The following is a 16,699-nucleotide window of genomic DNA, read 5'->3' as shown; positions in this document are numbered from 1 at the left end:
GCAGTAAGCATTTGAAGCACCCGCAAATATATATTGGATTCAGGATTAAAATGTAAGCAAGGGCTACCCCCCAAATATCTGCTGCAAATCCGGCACGTTCTCCACCTCTTCGACCATAGAGAGCGAGGCTTCAATCGCTTTCAAGTGACGGCTCATAAAGGCTTTGGCGCGTTCGCCGTTGCCTGCTTCCAGGTAGCCGATCAGATCATCGTGGTCATGGGATTCGCAGCCTAGGTGGCCGCGATGGCCGTAGACGGCGAGTATCAGCGATGAGCGGGAGCAAAGGCGTTCGACAAACTCCGCCAGGGTGGCGTTGCCTGAGAGTTGCGCTAGGCGCACGTGAAAATCGGCGGATAGGCGAATAGCCACGCTCTGCTGGCCGCTGCGCAGCGCTTGGCGCTCCTGGCGGGCCATTTCGCGCAATTCTGCCGCTTCTTTTTCGCCCATACGCCGCGCAACATCGGGCATTAATCCGCACTCGATCAACTGGCGGGCATCGAATACGTCTTTGGCTTCATCGGCGGTGGGTCGAGTAACACTGGCGCCACGGCGCGGTGTTAGCGTGACTAACTGCTCCAGCGCCAGGCGCTGCAGAATTTTACGAATACCAGTGCGACTAATGCCAAAGACTTCCGCCAGCGCATCTTCGCGCAACCGTGCGCCGGGCTTTAAGCGCTGCTCGACAATGGCATCGCTCACGGAGCGATAGATGGCATCGTGGCGTTCATCGCCCTCTTTGCTATTTTTCGTTTCTTTAGCAGGAGCGCGCCGTTTTTCCGGCGCCTGCGCATCACTCATAGCTATCCTCTCAAGGCCTTAGGGTTTGTACGAAAAGTCGGCGAGCGAAGACTAGACAAGGCAAAAATCGACGAGAAAGCGGAGTTTACGGGGTGTAAATGAGCATTTCGAGGCGATTTTTAACGCAGTATTGTCGAGCGCAGGCAGTTTTCGTACAAAGCCTGATCATTCCTCCCAAGCGGCAATCATATCGCGCTCTTCATCGCTCATGTTGGTCATATTGCCTAACGGCATATAGCGGCTGGCCACTACTTGCTGAATTTGTGCCTTTTGCCCGAGGATTTCATCCCAGCTATCGAAAGCAATCCCCGCGGGCGGTGCTGAAAAACCAGCATGCTCAGGGTTGCGAGCATGACACTGAACACAGTGCTGCTCAATCAAACCGGTGATTTGTGCCTGATCCGGCCCTTGTGCGCCGTCATTACCACTAGGCGACGATGAACTTGGTGCGGCCACCCAAAACGCTAACAGAATAAGCCCTACCCCAACGGCGGGATACGCTGGCTGGGTTTTGCCTGCATGCATCAACACAAAGAATTGACGGATTAAAGCACCGGCAAAGATAAACAGCACCATCACCACCCAGGCAAGCTCGTGGGAGTAGATAAAGGAGTAGTGATTACTCACCATCAACAACACGACCGGTAGCGTGAAGTAGGTATTATGCACCGAGCGCTGCTTGCCGCGTTTGCCATCCAAAGGATTGGGGGCATCGCCCGCCTTCATGGCTTTTACCATGCGGCGCTGGCCGGGAATGATCCAGAAGAAGACATTGGCTGACATTGCCGTCGCCATCACCGCACCTGTGAGCAGGAAGGCGGCGCGACCGGTGAACATCTGCGTGCTGAGGTAGGCAACGACCACCATCATTACGGCAACAGCGACACTGAGCAGGCCGTCGCGATCCATATTGGGGCTAATGCGTTTACATAACTCATTATAAACCACCCAACCGCCCAGCAAAAATGCCAGCGCCAGCACGTTGGCCTGCCAGCCCGTCATGCTGGCTGCCCACTCCCAGGGACTATTGGGGTTTACCAGATAGAAGCCCGGATTGACCATGTAGAGAATCACAAACAGCGCAAAGCCGGAAAGCCAGGTGGTGTAAGCTTTCCAGAATGACCAGTGCAGATCATTGGGTAACTTGGCAGGTGCGGTAGCGTACTTCTGGTTGTGGTAAAAACCACCACCATGCACCGACCACATTTCGCCAAACACACCCTTCTGGCGGTCTTCCTCAGCTTTCGGTGTGCGCAGGCTATTATCCAGCATTACAAAATAGATCGACTCGCCGATCCAGGCGATGGCCGCAATCACATGCAGCCAGCGCAGCAGCAAATTAACAAAATCGATTAGATACGCTTGCATAACGGAAGTCCCTTATCAGCTACCGCGGTAAGTTGAGTAGCCATAGGGCGAGAGAAGTAGCGGCACATGGTAGTGCTGGCTGGCATCCGCAACGCCAAAGCGTAGCGGGATAACATCTAGAAAGCGCGGCTCGGCCGCTTCAACACCTTGGGCACGCAGGTAGTCACCGGCATGAAACACCAGTTCGTACTCGCCTGGCGTGAGCGCATCACCTTCTAAAATGGGCGCATCGCAACGCCCGTCACTGTTGGTGATCACGGTACTCAGATGCTGGCGCTCACTGCCGGCAAGGCGAAACACCTCAATGGTAATCCCCTGACCGGGCTGACCTTTGGCGGTATCCAGTACGTGGGTGGTTAAACGTCCCATAGCCGCTCCTTGTTGATTATTGATGACGTTGCTTGACCTATTGGTCAAAGAGTACCGTTACTGATATTTATTGTATACAGTAATTCCAACCCTGCACGTTTAGATCCACGTTTGCTTTGAATCACGTATGTTGTAAAAACTTAAACCGCTTAGGAGAGTTCCAGTGCCCACACCACAACCGTTGCTACTTTCACCCGCGCCTAGCAAGTGCAGCCTTGAAATGCTGACTCATCACTATGGGGATGTTTATGAACACTCCCCCTGGGTGGCCGAAGCTGCCTGGCAGCACGGCCTGGCTGAAGCCCACGACGAGCCTGACGCATTAGCCGAGCTGATGGGGCTTATGTTGCAGCAGGCGAGCAACGAACATCAAATTAAGGTAATTCAGGCGCACCCTGACCTGGCAGGCAAAGCCGCTATGGCAGGTGAATTAACCCAAGACTCAACCAGCGAACAAGCAGGTGCGGGGCTTGATCAGTGCAGCCCTGAGGAGTTTGCGCGCTTTGAATACCTTAATGTGGCGTACAAGGAGAAGTTTGGCTTTCCGTTTGTGATTGCCGTTAAAGGGCTGGATCGACATGCCATATTAGCAGCCTTCGAGGAGCGCCTGAACAACGATGCGGCTACCGAGCGCCAAACGGCGATTGAGCAAATTATTCGCATTGCGCGCTTTCGGTTAAGGGCTCGGGCCGAGCAATAAAACGAAGCGTTGAAGACTATTCGTTGACCGGGCTATTGCATTTATTTCTTGTATACACTTTTATTAGCTAATGGATGCAAGAAGAAAACAATGTCACCCACAGCGAATAAAGGCTCTCTATGTCCACACTGCCCGATGCCAAAACGCGGCCTTCGCGTACCATTAATCAAAACCCCGATGCGATGCCGCCGTTATCAAAAGCGATCCCGCTAGGCCTCCAGCACATCATGGCCATGTTCGCTGGCAACGTGACACCGCCGATTATTATTGCTGGCGTGATCGGCGCTAATCCGGCGGAGCAGATCTTTTTAATTCAGGTGGCACTGTTTGTTGCGGGGGTATCCACGCTGGTACAAACCATCGGCATCGGCCCGATAGGCGCACGCCTACCGATTGTGCAGGGCACTAGCTTTGGCTTCTTGCCGGTGGCGCTGCCGCTGGCGAAAGCGTTTGGCCTACCCGCCGTTCTGGGCGCTTCCTTTGTAGCAGGGCTGCTGCAAATTGTGCTCGGTGCGTTTTTAAAGAAGATTCGCCACTGGTTCTCTCCTGTAGTCACCGGCATTGTGGTGCTATTGATCGGGATTACATTGATGCCGGTCGGCCTCAATTACGCCGCGGGCGGTGTGGGGGCGGATGACTTTGCATCACCCAGCAACTTGTTGCTGGCGCTCTTTGTACTCAGCGTGACGATTGCCGTTCATCAATATGGGCGGGGCTTTATCAAAGCATCCTCTATTCTATTTGGCTTATTGGCTGGCTACATAGTGGCCATTGCCCTTGGAATAGTTGATTTTACGTCACTGAGTAACGCTGCCTGGTTTGCACTCCCCAAGCCGCTGGAATACGGCATGACGTTTTCGGGCACCGCAATCATTGGCATGACGCTGATTATGTTCGTGGTTGGGTTAGAAACGATCGGCAATATCTCTGCGATTACGACCACAGGGGCAGGCCGCCCGGCGAAGGATCGCGAGCTTTCCGGCGGCGTGATGGCCGATGGTGTGGCCACTTCATTGGCAGCGGTTTTCAATACCCTGCCCAACACCGCTTACGCTCAAAATGTTGGTTTGATTACCCTCACCGGCGTGGTGAGTCGCCATGTGGTTACCATCGGTGGGTTGCTATTAATTGCCATGGGCCTATTTCCCAAGCTGGGAGGACTGGTGGCCGCCATGCCGCCTGCGGTTCTTGGCGGTGCGGGCGTCGTCATGTTCGGCATGATCGCATCGGCGGGTCTTAAAATTATCAAAGAGTGCGAGCTGGATCAGCGCAACATGCTGATAATTGCTGTCTCGCTAAGCCTGGGTATCGGTCTACCAGCCGTCGAGGCAATTTCAGAAACCATGCCGGGGCAGCTAGGGCTGCTGCTTAAGTCGGGCTTAGTGCCTGCCGCCCTCGCCGCTTTATTACTAGACGCCATTTTACCGGGCAAACCTGACAGGCGTGCCAAACTGGCCAAGGCCGAAGCGGAGTATCAAAACCGTTAATCATGCGGTGATAAGCGGGTGCAAATAAAAAACGCCGCACCCTCGGGGCGCGGCGTTTTAAAGCGGTGGTACAGTTAAATTACTGCTTGGCGGTCTCTACCGCTTTCTTAGTGGTCTCTTCTGCCATTTTTTGGCTGTCTTGAGCGAAGCTTTGGCCGATGGAAGTTACTTTTTCCGTGTCGCCCTTCACTCGTTCCATAAATTCGCCAGCCGTTTTTTGCTGGGTTTCCATGGCTTTTTTGAAGCTGTCGGGGTCTTTGACATCAAGCCAAGTGCGCGCTTGCGCAATCGCCATGTCCGAGTAGGCACGGGCTGCATCTAACTGTGCACTCACCAGCTGATCATAGTAATCGAGCGCTGTCAGCGTGTAAGAACGCATCGGTGAAACAAAAACGGACTCAAACTGCTGCGTGGTTTTCTCAGTCGCTTTGTTCATAATAGTACCTCCAAGAGTGAGCTAGCACATAAACACGCCTTGATTAGGCGGTTCTTAGCCAGGCTTTTGCCTCTGCTGTCCTTAAAGCTAGCAGTGCTTTTTGTGCAGCGCAACATGATTTTTCCTCATGCTGCGCCTGCTCACTCACAAATAGTTAGAACGGCTGACAGCAGCCTGCTACTAGCGGTTACCGAACAAGTGCTTACGCGCCTGCTCATCCATTTCCACGCCAGCTTGGGGATTGACGTCTTCGACCAATGCATAAGCTCGACGTACGGCCGGGCGTGCTTTGATCATGTCAAACCAGCGCTCCAAGTCGGGAAACTCGTCCAGGGTTTGACGCTGTTTTTCCCAGGGAACAATCCAGGGATAGATCGCCATGTCAGCAATCGAGTAGTCATCGCCACCGACATAAGTGTGATGCGCCAAGCGTTGGTCTAGCACGCTATAAAGCCGATTGGTTTCGCGCACGTAGCGCTCAATGGCGTAATCGATCTTTTGCGGCGCATAGTGGCAAAAGTGATGGTTTTGGCCTGCCATGGGCCCTAGCCCACCCATTTGCCAGTGCAACCACTGCAATACGATATAGCGCTCGCGGCCTGCAGAGGGTAAGAAGAGGCCACTCTTATCGGCCAGGTACTCGAGGATAGCGCCCGACTCAAACATCGATAGCGGCTGGCCACCATCCTGCGGGGAGTGATCGACAATGGCAGGAATTCGGTTATTGGGGGCGATAGTGAGAAATTCAGGATCAAACTGCTCGCCTCGGCCAATGTTAATCGGCTTCACTCGGTACGCCAGATTGGCTTCTTCGAGCATGATGGAGATTTTATGGCCGTTAGGTGTTGTCCAATAATACAGGTCAATCATTGCCATCTCCTTGATGAAAACCTTGATTCACTCGCAATGAGCCACCAAGATTTCAAAATTTATCGAGCGGTACTTTAGCGTACCGCCCTGTTAGCCATATCGCGCCGTTGGCGTTATATATCGCGTACGGTCAGGGCATTACTGGCAGCCCCATTGTGCACGTTGAGCATACGCTTGAACCACTCATCCACCGGGTCGCTAGGCTCTACTACCGCCTGTGTCGATACAACGTGAGCCCACATCATGCTGCCAAACAGCAGGTAATCTGAGCCGCTAGGTGCGTCACCGTCTAAAAAGGCGCTCTCCCGCAGCAGGTCACGCACCGGTGCCAGCGCCTGCTTGAGCTGCTGCTTACCCTGCTCGGGCTGATGGAACTCTTCCAGCGTGCAACCAAACCGCGCTTCGCGTGTTTCGCGGAAATAGCTACGGTCGTCTGGGTGGACGGCTGCAAATAAATCCATGGCGATAATGCGGAATAGCGCAGGGTTTATGCTGCGCTCAACAAAGTATTTGAACAGTAATACCCGCTGATAGCTGACGCCCTCACCCAACACGGGTGCCTCGGGATACGCCTTATCCAGGTAGCGCATAATCTCGAAACTGTCGGTAACGACCTGATCATCGTCGCAGAGCACCGGCACTTTGTCGTAGTCGGCAAACGCCAGCGCTTTCTTATCGAGGAATCGCCACGCTACGAAGGTGAACTCCAGCCCTTTGTGGGCGAGTGCCATACGTACGCGCCAGCAGTAAGGTGAGAAGCGGAGCCGTTCGTCCCGGCCGCACAGATCATAAAGAGTCATTGCCACTGCCATAACCTCCGTGTGGTTGATCATAGTGAGTACACAGCATTTCAGCCGATAACAATGAGCGTAAGACAACTACGACGCAACTAGCGAGTTCTGTACTCATCCTTTCGCTGGCAACTGTACTGTCTATTAGTCTAATGACTCAGCGCCTTTAGACTTACCCCCGACTACCAAAAAACCATTTAAAAACATATATATAAGAAAATAAAAGCCGTGCAAAACCAGCTATCAAACAAGCACTTAAGTGGTAAGACCAATTTTCCAATGTAGTCATATGATTAGCCTAATCGTATCTTTCACCTACACCCGACTGGCGGTACGACTGCCAGACGGTTATTGCGGAGCATACCAAATCAATAACAAGGGGCAGTTCCTTCCATGAATGAAACGATACTTGCACTTCTGGCCTTCCTGCCGCTGTTGCTGGCCGGTATTTTGCTCATAGGGTTTAAAATACCTGCCAAGATAGCGATGCCGATTGTTTTCCTGACCGCGGCCATCATTGGCTTAACCGCTTGGGATATGTCCTTTAGCCGCGTGGCGGCGTCGACCATTCAAGGCCTGATTCAAACTGCGGGTCTCCTATGGATCATCTTTGGCGCCATACTGCTGCTTAATACGCTTAAGCACTCCGGCGGTATTACGGCTATCCGTAATGGTTTTTCAGGCATTAGCCCTGACCGCCGCGTACAGGCGTTGATTGTTGCCTGGCTGTTCGGCTGCTTTATCGAAGGGGCTTCGGGCTTCGGTACGCCCGCCGCGGTAGCTGCACCGCTAATGGTCGCTCTTGGCTTCCCGGCGCTTGCTGCTGTGGTCGTGGGTATGATGATTCAATCAACGCCGGTCTCGTTTGGCGCGGTGGGCACGCCTATTGTGGTCGGCGTGGGCAGCGGCCTGGATCGTGCAGGTATTAGCGCCGAACTCGACTCGGTAGGCTCCAGCTGGGATGTGTTCTTCCAGCTAGTCACCAGCGAAGTGGCGATTACTCACGGTATCGTGGGCATTTTGATGCCGCTAATTCTCGTCACGGTGATGGTGCGCTTCTTCGGTGCCAACCGCTCCTGGAAAGAGGGGCTATCGATTACTCCTTTCGCCATCTTTACCGGCGTTTGCTTCGTGGTACCTTACATGCTGGTAGGCGTACTACTGGGCCCAGAGTTCCCGTCAATGATCGGCGCCATGGTCGGCTTGGCGATTGTGGTACCTGCCGCCAAACGTGGTTTCCTGTTGCCTAAAGACACCTGGGACTTCCCCGAGTCTTCATCTTGGCCAGACGAGTGGATCGGCAACCTGCAGATCAAGCTTGACGACGTTGTCGGCAGAGCGCCGATGTCCACCTTTAAAGGCTGGGTACCCTATGTGCTGCTCGCACTGTTTTTGGTGGCCTCTCGCATTATTGAGCCCCTCAAAACAGCACTTACCTCTATTAACCTCAGTTGGAACAATATTCTTGGTGAAGCGGGCATCAGCGGTGGGGTTCAGCCGCTCTACTTGCCCGGCGGTATTATAATTGCCGTGGTCATTGTGACCTATTTCCTGCACCGCATGAATCCGCAAAAGATTAGCGCTGCGGTGTCTGAATCTACCAAAACGATTTTTGGGGCGGGTTTCGTTTTGATCTTTACCGTGCCGATGGTGCGCATCTTGATCAACTCCGGCGTTAATGGCGCAGACCTTGTTTCAATGCCGGTAATGATGGCCCAGGCAGTGGCAAGTAGCGTAGGCGGCATTTATCCCTTCTTTGCCCCAGCGGTAGGGGCGCTGGGCGCCTTTATTGCAGGTTCCAACACGGTATCCAATCTAATGCTGGCGGAGTTCCAGTTTAGTGTTGCTGAAACCCTGGGCCTCTCTACGGCCATGATGGTAGCGCTGCAGGCCGTGGGTGCGGCGGCAGGTAATATGATTGCCATCCATAACGTGGTTGCGGCGTCAGCAACGGTCGGGCTGTTAGGCCGTGAAGGCGCCACGCTGCGTAAGACGATTCTGCCCACCATCTACTACCTCATCTTTGCCGGTACCATCGCACTGATTGCGTTCTACGTTATTGGCGTCACGGACCCATTGATGTGATGTAGTGGTCGTATACGCTACGCTAGAAACACAAACCCCCAGGCCTAAACCTGGGGGTTTTGTCGTTTTGGTGAGATCAATCTAGCCAGCTAGCGTCAGTCTATTCGCTTTAGCTCCTGGCTGTGGCGTTTACCGCGCTCGACATAGCCCTGGGCATTCTTTTTCATACCCGCAACGGCCTCATCAGAAAGCTCCCGCACCACCCTGGCAGGCGAGCCAACGATTAACGAGTTAGGCGGAAACACCGCGCCCTCCTTAATAAAGGCACCGGCACCCACCAGGCTATTCTCACCAATCACCGCGCCATTGAGTACTACCGCCTGTATACCGATTAAGCAGCCATCGCCTACAGTGCAGCCATGCAGCATAGCCTGATGCCCGACCGTCACCCCTTTGCCTACTTTAAGCGGAAAGCCTGGGTCAGCATGGAGAACCGCACCATCCTGAACATTGCTCTCTTCGCCTATCTCCAGATGGTCACTGTCGCCGCGCAATACGGCCTGATACCAGACGCTTGAATGTGCCTTTAAGGTCACTTGGCCGATAACATCGGCGGTTTCCGCAACATATACGTCGTCCTGAATATCAGGCCGATACTCACCGTATTGATAAATGGCCACATTGATCTCCTGGGTTGTTGTTGATGTATTAATGATTGAACTACTGCCAATCTTCAAGTCGCATGGAGGAGCGTTCTAGCCGTTCGTGCTCCTCTTCTAAATCACGCAGCAGTTGGCTAATGCTGGAGAGGTGCTCTAGCGCCACCTGTTCTGCCTGCTCCGCCTCGCCGTTGACTACGGCCTCATGCAACTGCGCATGCTGCTGATTGATCATCGTCCTGGGGGCTGGCAAGTGATAAAGGTGCTTGACCGAGGCAAACACCGAGCTGAGCAGTAAATCGGTCAGGCTCTGCAGTGTATGCACCAACACCGGGTTGTGGGACGCCTGGGAGACCGCCAGGTGAAAGGCGTGATCAAGTCGCGCTAGACGCTCGACATCAATGCTTTCTGCACTTTCCGCGTAGTCGGCCATTTCGCGATAGCGCCGAGTGATCAGCACCCGATCGGCGGATGTGCCGCGGCTCGCGGCTAACCGCGCCGACTCCCCTTCCAGCAGGGCGCGCACTTCTAACAGATCAAACAGCGTGCGCGGGTGATCTTTAAACAGATGCATCAATGGGCTTTGGTTACCCACTGGTAAAAGTGTGGCGACCGTAGAGCCATGGCCCTGGCGGGTATCGATAATTCCTTTACTGCGCAGAATTCTCAACCCCTCACGCAGCGAAGCACGTGAGACGCCCAGCCGATCACACAGCCGCCTCTCAGAAGGAAGCAGTTGGCCGGGCCGAAAAACGCCATCAAGAATTAAACGCTCAAGCCGGGTAGCCACCTGATCCGGCATTCGCAGCCCGGGTGACAAGGCTTGATTCTCCTCTGGCATGTTAGCTCTCCTGATGGGCTTTATGTCCAGCTTGCCAGTACTTAACCCAGTACTAAACAAAGAAGACAACACAGTCGACTAATTACTGGTCAGACCAATGCACCACAGCCTAGACAGGCGGGTAAAAAAAGCCCAAATTGAGGCCATGTTATCTACAGACCGTTTTAGCATTTACCTTTAACGATAATAAGCATGGGATGTCTTAATGAATATCCTCTTTGATGAGCGCCTGGACGGTGCACTGGTTCGGCGCGATAAAAGCGAAGTCTTAACCGACCTGCAGCAAGCCGTTCCTGATATGACGCTGCTGCATCGCGAAGAAGACCTGCGCCCCTTTGAGTGCGATGGGCTGGCGGCCTATCGCGTGCTGCCGATGCTGGTGGCGCTGCCTGAAACCTTTGATCAGGTGAAAGAGCTGCTCAAGCGCTGCCATGCGCTTGGCGTGCCTGTGGTCACTCGTGGCGCGGGTACTGGACTTTCCGGCGGTGCGCTGCCGCTGGAACAGGGCGTACTTTTAGTAATGTCGCGTTTTAACCAAATTCTCAAAGTCGACCCTGAGGCCCGCTTGGCGCGAGTTCAACCCGGTGTGCGCAACTTGGCGATTTCCGAAGCAGCTGCGCCTTATGGCCTTTACTACGCGCCGGATCCCTCCTCACAAATTGCCTGCTCTATCGGTGGTAACGTGGCCGAAAACGCCGGCGGCGTACACTGCTTAAAATATGGCCTAACGGTGCATAACGTGATGCGCGTCGATGTGCTCACGATCGAGGGCGAGCACATGACGCTGGGCGCTGAGTCTTTTGATGCGCCAGGCTTTGACCTACTGGCATTGATGAACGGCTCTGAGGGCATGCTCGGCGTGGTCACCGAAATTACCGTCAAGCTACTGCCCAAGCCGGAAACCGCCAAAGTACTGATGGCAAGCTTCGACGATGTCGAGAAAGCCGGTCGCGCCGTCGGCGATATCATTGCCGCAGGCATTATTCCTGGTGGCCTGGAGATGATGGACAAACTCGCCATCAAAGCCGCCGAGGATTTTGTCAAAGCTGGCTACCCCCTCGATGCCGAGGCGATTCTACTCTGCGAACTGGATGGCGTTGAAGCCGACGTGGACGACGACTGCGACACCGTTCGCCGCGTACTGGAAGCCGCCGGGGCCACCAATATCCAACAGGCCCGGGATGAAGCCGAGCGCGCCAAGTTCTGGGCTGGGCGTAAGAATGCCTTCCCTGCAGTGGGCCGTATGTCACCTGATTACTACTGCATGGATGGCACCATCCCCCGCCGAGAGCTCCCCCGCGTGCTGAAAGGCATTGCCGCACTTTCAGAAGAGAGTGGCCTGGCGGTGGCCAACGTGTTCCACGCCGGCGATGGCAATATGCACCCGCTGATCCTGTTTGATGCCAATAAAGAAGGCCAGTTGGCGCTTGCCGAAGAGGTGGGCGGCAAGATTCTTGAGCTATGCGTGGCCGCGGGCGGTTCGATCACTGGCGAACATGGCGTTGGGCGCGAAAAGATCAATCAAATGTGCAGCCAATTCCAGGCGGATGAAATCAGCGTTTTTCATGCCTTGAAGGCTGCCTTTGATCCACAGCGACTGCTTAACCCCGGCAAGAATATTCCGACGCTGGCCCGCTGCGCCGAGTTTGGTGCTATGCATGTGCATAACAACGAACTACCGCATCCGGAGCTACCGCGCTTCTAGCAGCGAGACAAGCCGAAGCTAAGACAATAATTAGCCAAAACGAATAATGGAAAAGACCAATAGTGGGAAAGACCATGACCGAACGAGCGATTGCTGACCGCGATATCGCTGATGCCCTGTGTGAACAGGTACGCAGCGCCTATGACGCACGCACACCGCTTCGCATTGTAGGCGGAGATACCCGCGCCTTTTATGGCCGACCGGTGGAAGGCCAAGCACTGCAGATGGCCGAACATAGTGGCATTGTGAGCTATGACCCAGTGGAACTGGTAGTGACCGTGCGCGCTGGCACTCGGCTTAGCGACCTGCAGGAAGTACTGGCAGAGAAACACCAAATGCTGGGCTTTGAGCCGCCCATGTTTGGTGAAGCGTCTACCATTGGTGGTGCCGTGGCCACCGGCCTCTCTGGCCCACGCCGTCCCTGGGCAGGCGCAGCCCGTGACTTTGTGCTGGGCACGCGAATAATCACCCAAGAGGGTAAACTCCTCCGCTTTGGCGGCGAAGTGATGAAAAATGTCGCCGGTTACGACCTGTCGCGCCTGATGGCAGGCGCTCAGGGCACGCTCGGCGTATTGACCGACATCTCCTTTAAAGTGCTGCCTATTCCCACCGCGACTCACAGCCTGCGCTTAACCATTGGGCTGGGAGAGGCGCTTAAAAAACTCGCCGAGCTGGGCCGAAAACCGCTACCGATTACCGCCGCCGCTTGGCATCACGGCGAGCTGTTTTTGCGCTTGGAAGGCGGCAAAAGCTCTGTGGCCGCAACCCAGGCAAGTCTAGGTGGCGAGCCACTTGATGCTGGCTTCTGGCAAGAGTTGCGCGACCATACTCACGCATTTTTCACCTGTAGCGCTGACCAATCGCTGTGGCGGCTGTCACTACCGCCCAACACCGCGCCGCTGGCGCTGGATATTCCCGAGGCCGACATTTTTTACGACTGGGCGGGCAGCCAGCGCTGGCTGAAAACCACCCTGGATGCCAGCACCCTGCGCGATGCCTGTCGCGCAGTAGGTGGCCACGCCACTTGCTACACACCTCAGCTCCAGGGCGGCGCCGCAGATCCATTCACACCGCTCAATGCAGTGGTGGAGAAATATCATCGCAATCTAAAGGCGGAGCTGGATGCCCATGGCATTTTTAACCCCGGTCGTCTTTATGCGGCGTTTTAATCAGGAGAGCTGACATGCAGACGCACTTTACCGATGCCGACCTTCAGAAGCCGCATATTCAAGAAGCAGATCGCATACTGCGCACCTGCGTGCACTGCGGTTTTTGTAACGCCACCTGCCCGACGTACCAGTTGTTAGGCGATGAGCGCGATGGCCCTCGTGGGCGTATCTATCTAATGAAAGAGCTGCTGGAGAGCCGCGACGATGACGATCAGGTAACCGATGAGACGCGCCTTCATCTTGATCGCTGCCTTACCTGTCTTAACTGTGAAACCACCTGCCCTTCCGGCGTGGAGTACCACAAGCTGCTCAACATTGGCCGTGCCGAAATTGAGCGGCGCGTTCCTCGCCCGGCAGGTGAGCGGGCCCAGCGCTATGCGCTGCGAAAAATGATGGTCGAGCCCAAACGTTTCCAAGCGCTGCTAAAGCTGGGGCAAACCTTTAAACCACTGGTGCCTAGCAAGCTGCGTAATAAAATGCCCGCAGCGCCGATAGATGCAGGCGCACGCCCGGATGCCAACCGCCATACCCGGCGGGTATTGATACTGGAAGGCTGCGTTCAGCCGGGGCTATCACCCAATACCAATGCTGCCACCACGCGGATTCTTGATCGGCTTGGTATAAGCGTAACGCCGGTGGCTGAAGCGGGCTGCTGTGGCGCCGTTGATTTCCACCTTAATGCCCAGGACGATGGCCGTGCACGCATGCGCGCCAATATTGATGCCTGGTGGCCGTACATTGAGCAAGGCACCGAAGCCATCGTTCAAACCGCCAGTGGCTGCGGCGCCTTTGTCAAAGAGTATGGTTACATGCTCAAGGATGACCCTGACTACGCCGTTAAAGCGCAAAAGGTGAGCACTCTAGCCAAAGATATTGTAGAAATCCTACGCGATGAGCCGCTGGACGCCTTGAACGTTAACGCATCGCAACGACTGGCGTTCCACTGCCCCTGTACGCTGCAGCATGCCCAAAAACTTAACGGTGCGGTCGAAGGCGTGCTGGGCAAGCTTGGCTTCGCGCTAACTCCGGTGCAGGATGCGCATCTTTGCTGCGGTTCGGCGGGTACCTATTCAATCACCCAACCCGAACTGGCCACCCAACTGCGCGACAATAAGCTCAATGCGCTGGAGGCCGGAGACCCAGAGATGATCGTGACGGCTAATATCGGTTGCCAAACCCACTTAGCGGGCGCCAATCGCACTCCGGTACGCCACTGGGTTGAGATCGTCGATGCAGCGCTCACTTAACGCTTCACCACTAACCCTTAACCCCAAGCCGCGCAGGTTTTAACAGCGCGGCTATTTTCACTCCTCCCTTAACAAGGATTTAAACATGCAAACAAAAGCCATTCTCGCTCAGAGCAATGTGATCAACGTACTCGACGCCGCTCAGAAAGAGGCTGACAGCAACAGCTGGCCGGTGACCATCGCTGTAACCGACGACGGCGGCCACCTGTTAGCGCTGCGGCGTTTGGATGGCGCAGCCCCTTTCAGCGCCGAAGTCGCTACGCAAAAAGCGCGCAGTGCGGCGTTAGGTCGTAAAGAGACCCAGGTGTTTGAAGAGATGATTAATGGCGGCCGCACTGCGTTCGTCACCGCACCGCTGCAAGGCCTGCTTTCAGGTGGGGTGCCGATTACTGTTGACGGTCATGTGGTAGGTGCCGTGGGCATTTCCGGCGTAAAACCCGACCAGGATGTGCAGGTTGCCAAAGCAGGCGTTGCCGCAATTACAGGCTAAAAAACTACAAATTAACACTCAGAAATGCAAAAAGCCCGGATCAATGATTCGGGCTTTTTTTGAATTCGTTCGGCAGATGCCGATAGGTTGCTAACAACACAAATGGCTAACAACAAAATGCTTAATGGCGGACCGGACGAGACTCGAACTCGCGACCTCCGGCGTGACAGGCCGGCATTCTAACCGACTGAACTACCGGTCCACGTTAAAGCACTTTTAAAACAACCATCGAAGCTAACATTTATAAGCGGTTCAGAGGCGCTTCCAAAGGGTAGACGATGGTGGGTGGTACTGGGTTCGAACCAGTGACCCCCAGCTTGTAAGGCTGGTGCTCTCCCAACTGAGCTAACCACCCAATCCATTGGTAAGTAATTGCTGTGCTTACCAACTTAGCTTAGCAGTTATCGTGGCGGACCGGACGAGACTCGAACTCGCGACCTCCGGCGTGACAGGCCGGCATTCTAACCGACTGAACTACCGGTCCGAATTGCGATAACAACTATTAGCAGACGTTGATTTGATGATGGCGGACCGGACGAGACTCGAACTCGCGACCTCCGGCGTGACAGGCCGGCATTCTAACCGACTGAACTACCGGTCCGTTATGCACATCAAATACAGGTCGTACTAGGTACTACTTTCACACTTCCAGACCATCTTTCAAAAACTTAAGATGGTGGGTGGTACTGGGTTCGAACCAGTGACCCCCAGCTTGTAAGGCTGGTGCTCTCCCAACTGAGCTAACCACCCGCTGGTCACGTGGCGCTGCATTCTACAGAAGGCTTACCGAATGTCAACATGCCGCGTTTAAAAATCGTATTCTAAACCAGCGCGTTACTCTCTTGCGTAAGGCCTGTGCCATGAGCGCGGACGAAGGATGCCGCAACTTGGGTAGCCTCGTCAATCAAAACCGTTTGGGTCAGGCCAGAAAATCGCCGCGGCTTAAAGTCATGGTCGCCATCCGTCAGCCAAGCAAGCTGCGCGTTTGGCGGCAGTGTATAGCCGGCTACCTCGTATCGAGTACCGAAAGGATCACGCTCACCCTGTAAAATCAGCATGGGGCAGGCAATCTTGGGCCAGTGATCCAAACGAAGCTTGTCAGGCGCTTTAGTAGGATGAAATGGGTAACCTGCTATCACTACACCCGGCGCAGTGCCCTTGCATGGCTGTTCACTGGCAAATAGGGTCGCCACTCGGCCGCCCATCGATTTGCCTCCAATCCATAGCGGTTCGTCAAATAGGTCAGCAAGTAGCGCATACCATTGGGCAAACTGATCAAGGGTCTGGGCGATAGGCGGCGGCGGTCGACGTTTGCCGGTTTCCTGCATCTGCTGCATATAGGGGAAATCAATACATAAAACCTGAACACCCTGAGCCGCCAGCGAGGTGACAAATTGACGCATGAAGGGTGACTGCTGACCAGCCCCTGCGCCATGGGCAAACAGCAACCGACCTAGCTTGGCGTGACCATGAACAGTTAACGGCCCCATGCCCTGCACCAGAAAGGCGCCATTTGGCTGGCGCTTAAGCGCCTCTTTTAACCCCTCGGGAGGCACCTCGATATACCCAGACAAAACGTAATGTGACACCTATCGCTCCTGATAATTCAGTCTTTAACCAATTGGTGTGTTCAGGTTAAGCCCTGGCTGCGCTAGAATCTTGGTCGGATCTTGACCTGCATCATCAAGCGGGTGGTCGCACCCGTGCAAAATGCCACGGGTTACCCCCTAACCGCGTTCGATGG

Annotated in this window: 16 protein-coding genes and 5 tRNA genes; 7 read left to right on the top strand and 14 right to left on the bottom strand. The window is 54.7% G+C overall.

All coding sequences use genetic code 11. The features are described 5' to 3' along the window. Positions 1-63: 63 nt before the first annotated feature. From HZS52_RS10565 to uraH, 3 genes are all read right to left on the bottom strand, one after another. Complete coding sequence (locus HZS52_RS10565) at positions 64-798, bottom strand: GntR family transcriptional regulator (protein ID WP_190374707.1); 735 nt, start codon at positions 796-798, stop codon at positions 64-66. A 165-nt stretch (positions 799-963) separates the two neighbouring features. Continuing rightward, entirely contained in the window at positions 964-2,166 is a 1,203-nt protein-coding gene (locus HZS52_RS10560; protein WP_190374706.1) for a urate hydroxylase PuuD, read from the bottom strand. A 15-nt stretch (positions 2,167-2,181) separates the two neighbouring features. Beyond that, complete coding sequence (gene uraH, locus HZS52_RS10555) at positions 2,182-2,535, bottom strand: hydroxyisourate hydrolase (RefSeq protein ID WP_190374705.1); 354 nt, start codon at positions 2,533-2,535, stop codon at positions 2,182-2,184. Positions 2,536-2,698: 163 nt separating this feature from the next. On the opposite strand from uraH, the gene uraD reads away from it, so the two are divergent. Further along, positions 2,699-3,235, top strand: coding sequence for a 2-oxo-4-hydroxy-4-carboxy-5-ureidoimidazoline decarboxylase (gene uraD / locus HZS52_RS10550; protein WP_190374704.1), 537 nt, complete (start codon positions 2,699-2,701; stop codon positions 3,233-3,235). 119 nt (positions 3,236-3,354) lie between these two features. Next, positions 3,355-4,722, top strand: coding sequence for a uracil-xanthine permease family protein (locus HZS52_RS10545; protein WP_027958118.1), 1,368 nt, complete (start codon positions 3,355-3,357; stop codon positions 4,720-4,722). A gap of 79 nt (positions 4,723-4,801) precedes the next feature. On the opposite strand, the gene HZS52_RS10540 is transcribed toward HZS52_RS10545, so the two are convergent. From HZS52_RS10540 to HZS52_RS10530, 3 genes are all read right to left on the bottom strand, one after another. Further along, positions 4,802-5,158, bottom strand: a complete 357-nt coding sequence (locus HZS52_RS10540) for a phasin family protein (RefSeq protein WP_027958119.1) — start codon at positions 5,156-5,158, stop codon at positions 4,802-4,804. Between the two features lie 180 nt (positions 5,159-5,338). Next, positions 5,339-6,028 (bottom strand): glutathione binding-like protein, encoded by a 690-nt coding sequence (locus tag HZS52_RS10535; protein ID WP_027958120.1) that lies wholly within the window; start codon positions 6,026-6,028, stop codon positions 5,339-5,341. A 113-nt stretch (positions 6,029-6,141) separates the two neighbouring features. Further along, positions 6,142-6,834 (bottom strand): glutathione S-transferase family protein, encoded by a 693-nt coding sequence (locus HZS52_RS10530; RefSeq protein ID WP_190374703.1) that lies wholly within the window; start codon positions 6,832-6,834, stop codon positions 6,142-6,144. 378 nt (positions 6,835-7,212) lie between these two features. Between HZS52_RS10530 and HZS52_RS10525 the strand changes: the two genes are divergently transcribed. Next, the gene (locus HZS52_RS10525; RefSeq protein WP_190374702.1) at positions 7,213-8,904 is read left to right on the top strand and encodes an L-lactate permease; all 1,692 of its coding nucleotides are present in this window, start codon (positions 7,213-7,215) and stop codon (positions 8,902-8,904) included. A 95-nt stretch (positions 8,905-8,999) separates the two neighbouring features. Here HZS52_RS10525 and HZS52_RS10520 read toward each other — a convergent pair whose 3' ends face one another. Both HZS52_RS10520 and glcC read right to left on the bottom strand, forming a co-directional pair. Then, positions 9,000-9,524, bottom strand: a complete 525-nt coding sequence (locus tag HZS52_RS10520) for a gamma carbonic anhydrase family protein (RefSeq protein ID WP_190374701.1) — start codon at positions 9,522-9,524, stop codon at positions 9,000-9,002. Positions 9,525-9,564: 40 nt separating this feature from the next. Next, positions 9,565-10,344, bottom strand: a complete 780-nt coding sequence (glcC, locus tag HZS52_RS10515; RefSeq protein ID WP_159177278.1) for a transcriptional regulator GlcC — start codon at positions 10,342-10,344, stop codon at positions 9,565-9,567. Between the two features lie 205 nt (positions 10,345-10,549). Between glcC and glcD the strand changes: the two genes are divergently transcribed. The 4 genes from glcD to HZS52_RS10495 all read left to right on the top strand — a co-directional run bounded on the left by glcD (position 10,550) and on the right by HZS52_RS10495 (position 14,955). After that, complete coding sequence (gene glcD / locus HZS52_RS10510) at positions 10,550-12,049, top strand: glycolate oxidase subunit GlcD (RefSeq protein WP_027958133.1); 1,500 nt, start codon at positions 10,550-10,552, stop codon at positions 12,047-12,049. Positions 12,050-12,123: 74 nt separating this feature from the next. Next, positions 12,124-13,218 carry a glycolate oxidase subunit GlcE gene (gene glcE, locus HZS52_RS10505; RefSeq protein WP_190374700.1) on the top strand — a complete coding sequence of 365 codons (1,095 nt, stop codon included), beginning with the start codon at positions 12,124-12,126 and terminating at the stop codon, positions 13,216-13,218. Positions 13,219-13,232: 14 nt separating this feature from the next. Next, on the top strand, positions 13,233-14,465 hold the full coding sequence (gene glcF, locus HZS52_RS10500) for a glycolate oxidase subunit GlcF (protein WP_041158886.1): 1,233 nt from the start codon (positions 13,233-13,235) through the stop codon (positions 14,463-14,465). A gap of 85 nt (positions 14,466-14,550) precedes the next feature. Further along, positions 14,551-14,955, top strand: coding sequence for a heme-binding protein (locus HZS52_RS10495; RefSeq protein ID WP_190374699.1), 405 nt, complete (start codon positions 14,551-14,553; stop codon positions 14,953-14,955). Between the two features lie 125 nt (positions 14,956-15,080). On the opposite strand, the gene HZS52_RS10490 is transcribed toward HZS52_RS10495, so the two are convergent. The 6 genes from HZS52_RS10490 to HZS52_RS10465 all read right to left on the bottom strand — a co-directional run bounded on the left by HZS52_RS10490 (position 15,081) and on the right by HZS52_RS10465 (position 16,544). Then, positions 15,081-15,157 (bottom strand) — tRNA-Asp (locus tag HZS52_RS10490). 77 nt (positions 15,158-15,234) lie between these two features. Next, positions 15,235-15,310, bottom strand: a tRNA-Val gene (locus HZS52_RS10485). 52 nt (positions 15,311-15,362) lie between these two features. Continuing rightward, a tRNA-Asp gene (locus HZS52_RS10480) sits at positions 15,363-15,439 on the bottom strand. A 40-nt stretch (positions 15,440-15,479) separates the two neighbouring features. Then, positions 15,480-15,556, bottom strand: a tRNA-Asp gene (locus HZS52_RS10475). Between the two features lie 73 nt (positions 15,557-15,629). Beyond that, a tRNA-Val gene (locus tag HZS52_RS10470) sits at positions 15,630-15,705 on the bottom strand. A 71-nt stretch (positions 15,706-15,776) separates the two neighbouring features. Beyond that, complete coding sequence (locus HZS52_RS10465) at positions 15,777-16,544, bottom strand: alpha/beta fold hydrolase (RefSeq protein ID WP_190374698.1); 768 nt, start codon at positions 16,542-16,544, stop codon at positions 15,777-15,779. Positions 16,545-16,699 lie beyond the last annotated feature (155 nt).

The organism is Vreelandella titanicae, assembly GCF_014697095.1.
GTDB lineage: Bacteria > Pseudomonadota > Gammaproteobacteria > Pseudomonadales > Halomonadaceae > Vreelandella > Vreelandella titanicae.
The sequence above is the reverse complement of the archived record's forward strand: the minus strand, read 5'-3'. Positions and strand labels throughout refer to the sequence as shown.

Coding starts and splice junctions, on each gene's coding strand:
- HZS52_RS10545 (WP_027958118.1), top strand. CDS start 3,355: ATGTCCACACTGCCCGATGCCAAAACGCGGCCTTCGCGTACCATTAAT.
- HZS52_RS10535 (WP_027958120.1), bottom strand. CDS start 6,028: ATGATTGACCTGTATTATTGGACAACACCTAACGGCCATAAAATCTCC.
- glcC (WP_159177278.1), bottom strand. CDS start 10,344: ATGCCAGAGGAGAATCAAGCCTTGTCACCCGGGCTGCGAATGCCGGAT.
- HZS52_RS10495 (WP_190374699.1), top strand. CDS start 14,551: ATGCAAACAAAAGCCATTCTCGCTCAGAGCAATGTGATCAACGTACTC.
- HZS52_RS10540 (WP_027958119.1), bottom strand. CDS start 5,158: ATGAACAAAGCGACTGAGAAAACCACGCAGCAGTTTGAGTCCGTTTTT.
- glcD (WP_027958133.1), top strand. CDS start 10,550: ATGAATATCCTCTTTGATGAGCGCCTGGACGGTGCACTGGTTCGGCGC.
- glcF (WP_041158886.1), top strand. CDS start 13,233: ATGCAGACGCACTTTACCGATGCCGACCTTCAGAAGCCGCATATTCAA.
- HZS52_RS10565 (WP_190374707.1), bottom strand. CDS start 798: ATGAGTGATGCGCAGGCGCCGGAAAAACGGCGCGCTCCTGCTAAAGAA.
- HZS52_RS10525 (WP_190374702.1), top strand. CDS start 7,213: ATGAATGAAACGATACTTGCACTTCTGGCCTTCCTGCCGCTGTTGCTG.
- glcE (WP_190374700.1), top strand. CDS start 12,124: ATGACCGAACGAGCGATTGCTGACCGCGATATCGCTGATGCCCTGTGT.
- HZS52_RS10560 (WP_190374706.1), bottom strand. CDS start 2,166: ATGCAAGCGTATCTAATCGATTTTGTTAATTTGCTGCTGCGCTGGCTG.
- uraH (WP_190374705.1), bottom strand. CDS start 2,535: ATGGGACGTTTAACCACCCACGTACTGGATACCGCCAAAGGTCAGCCC.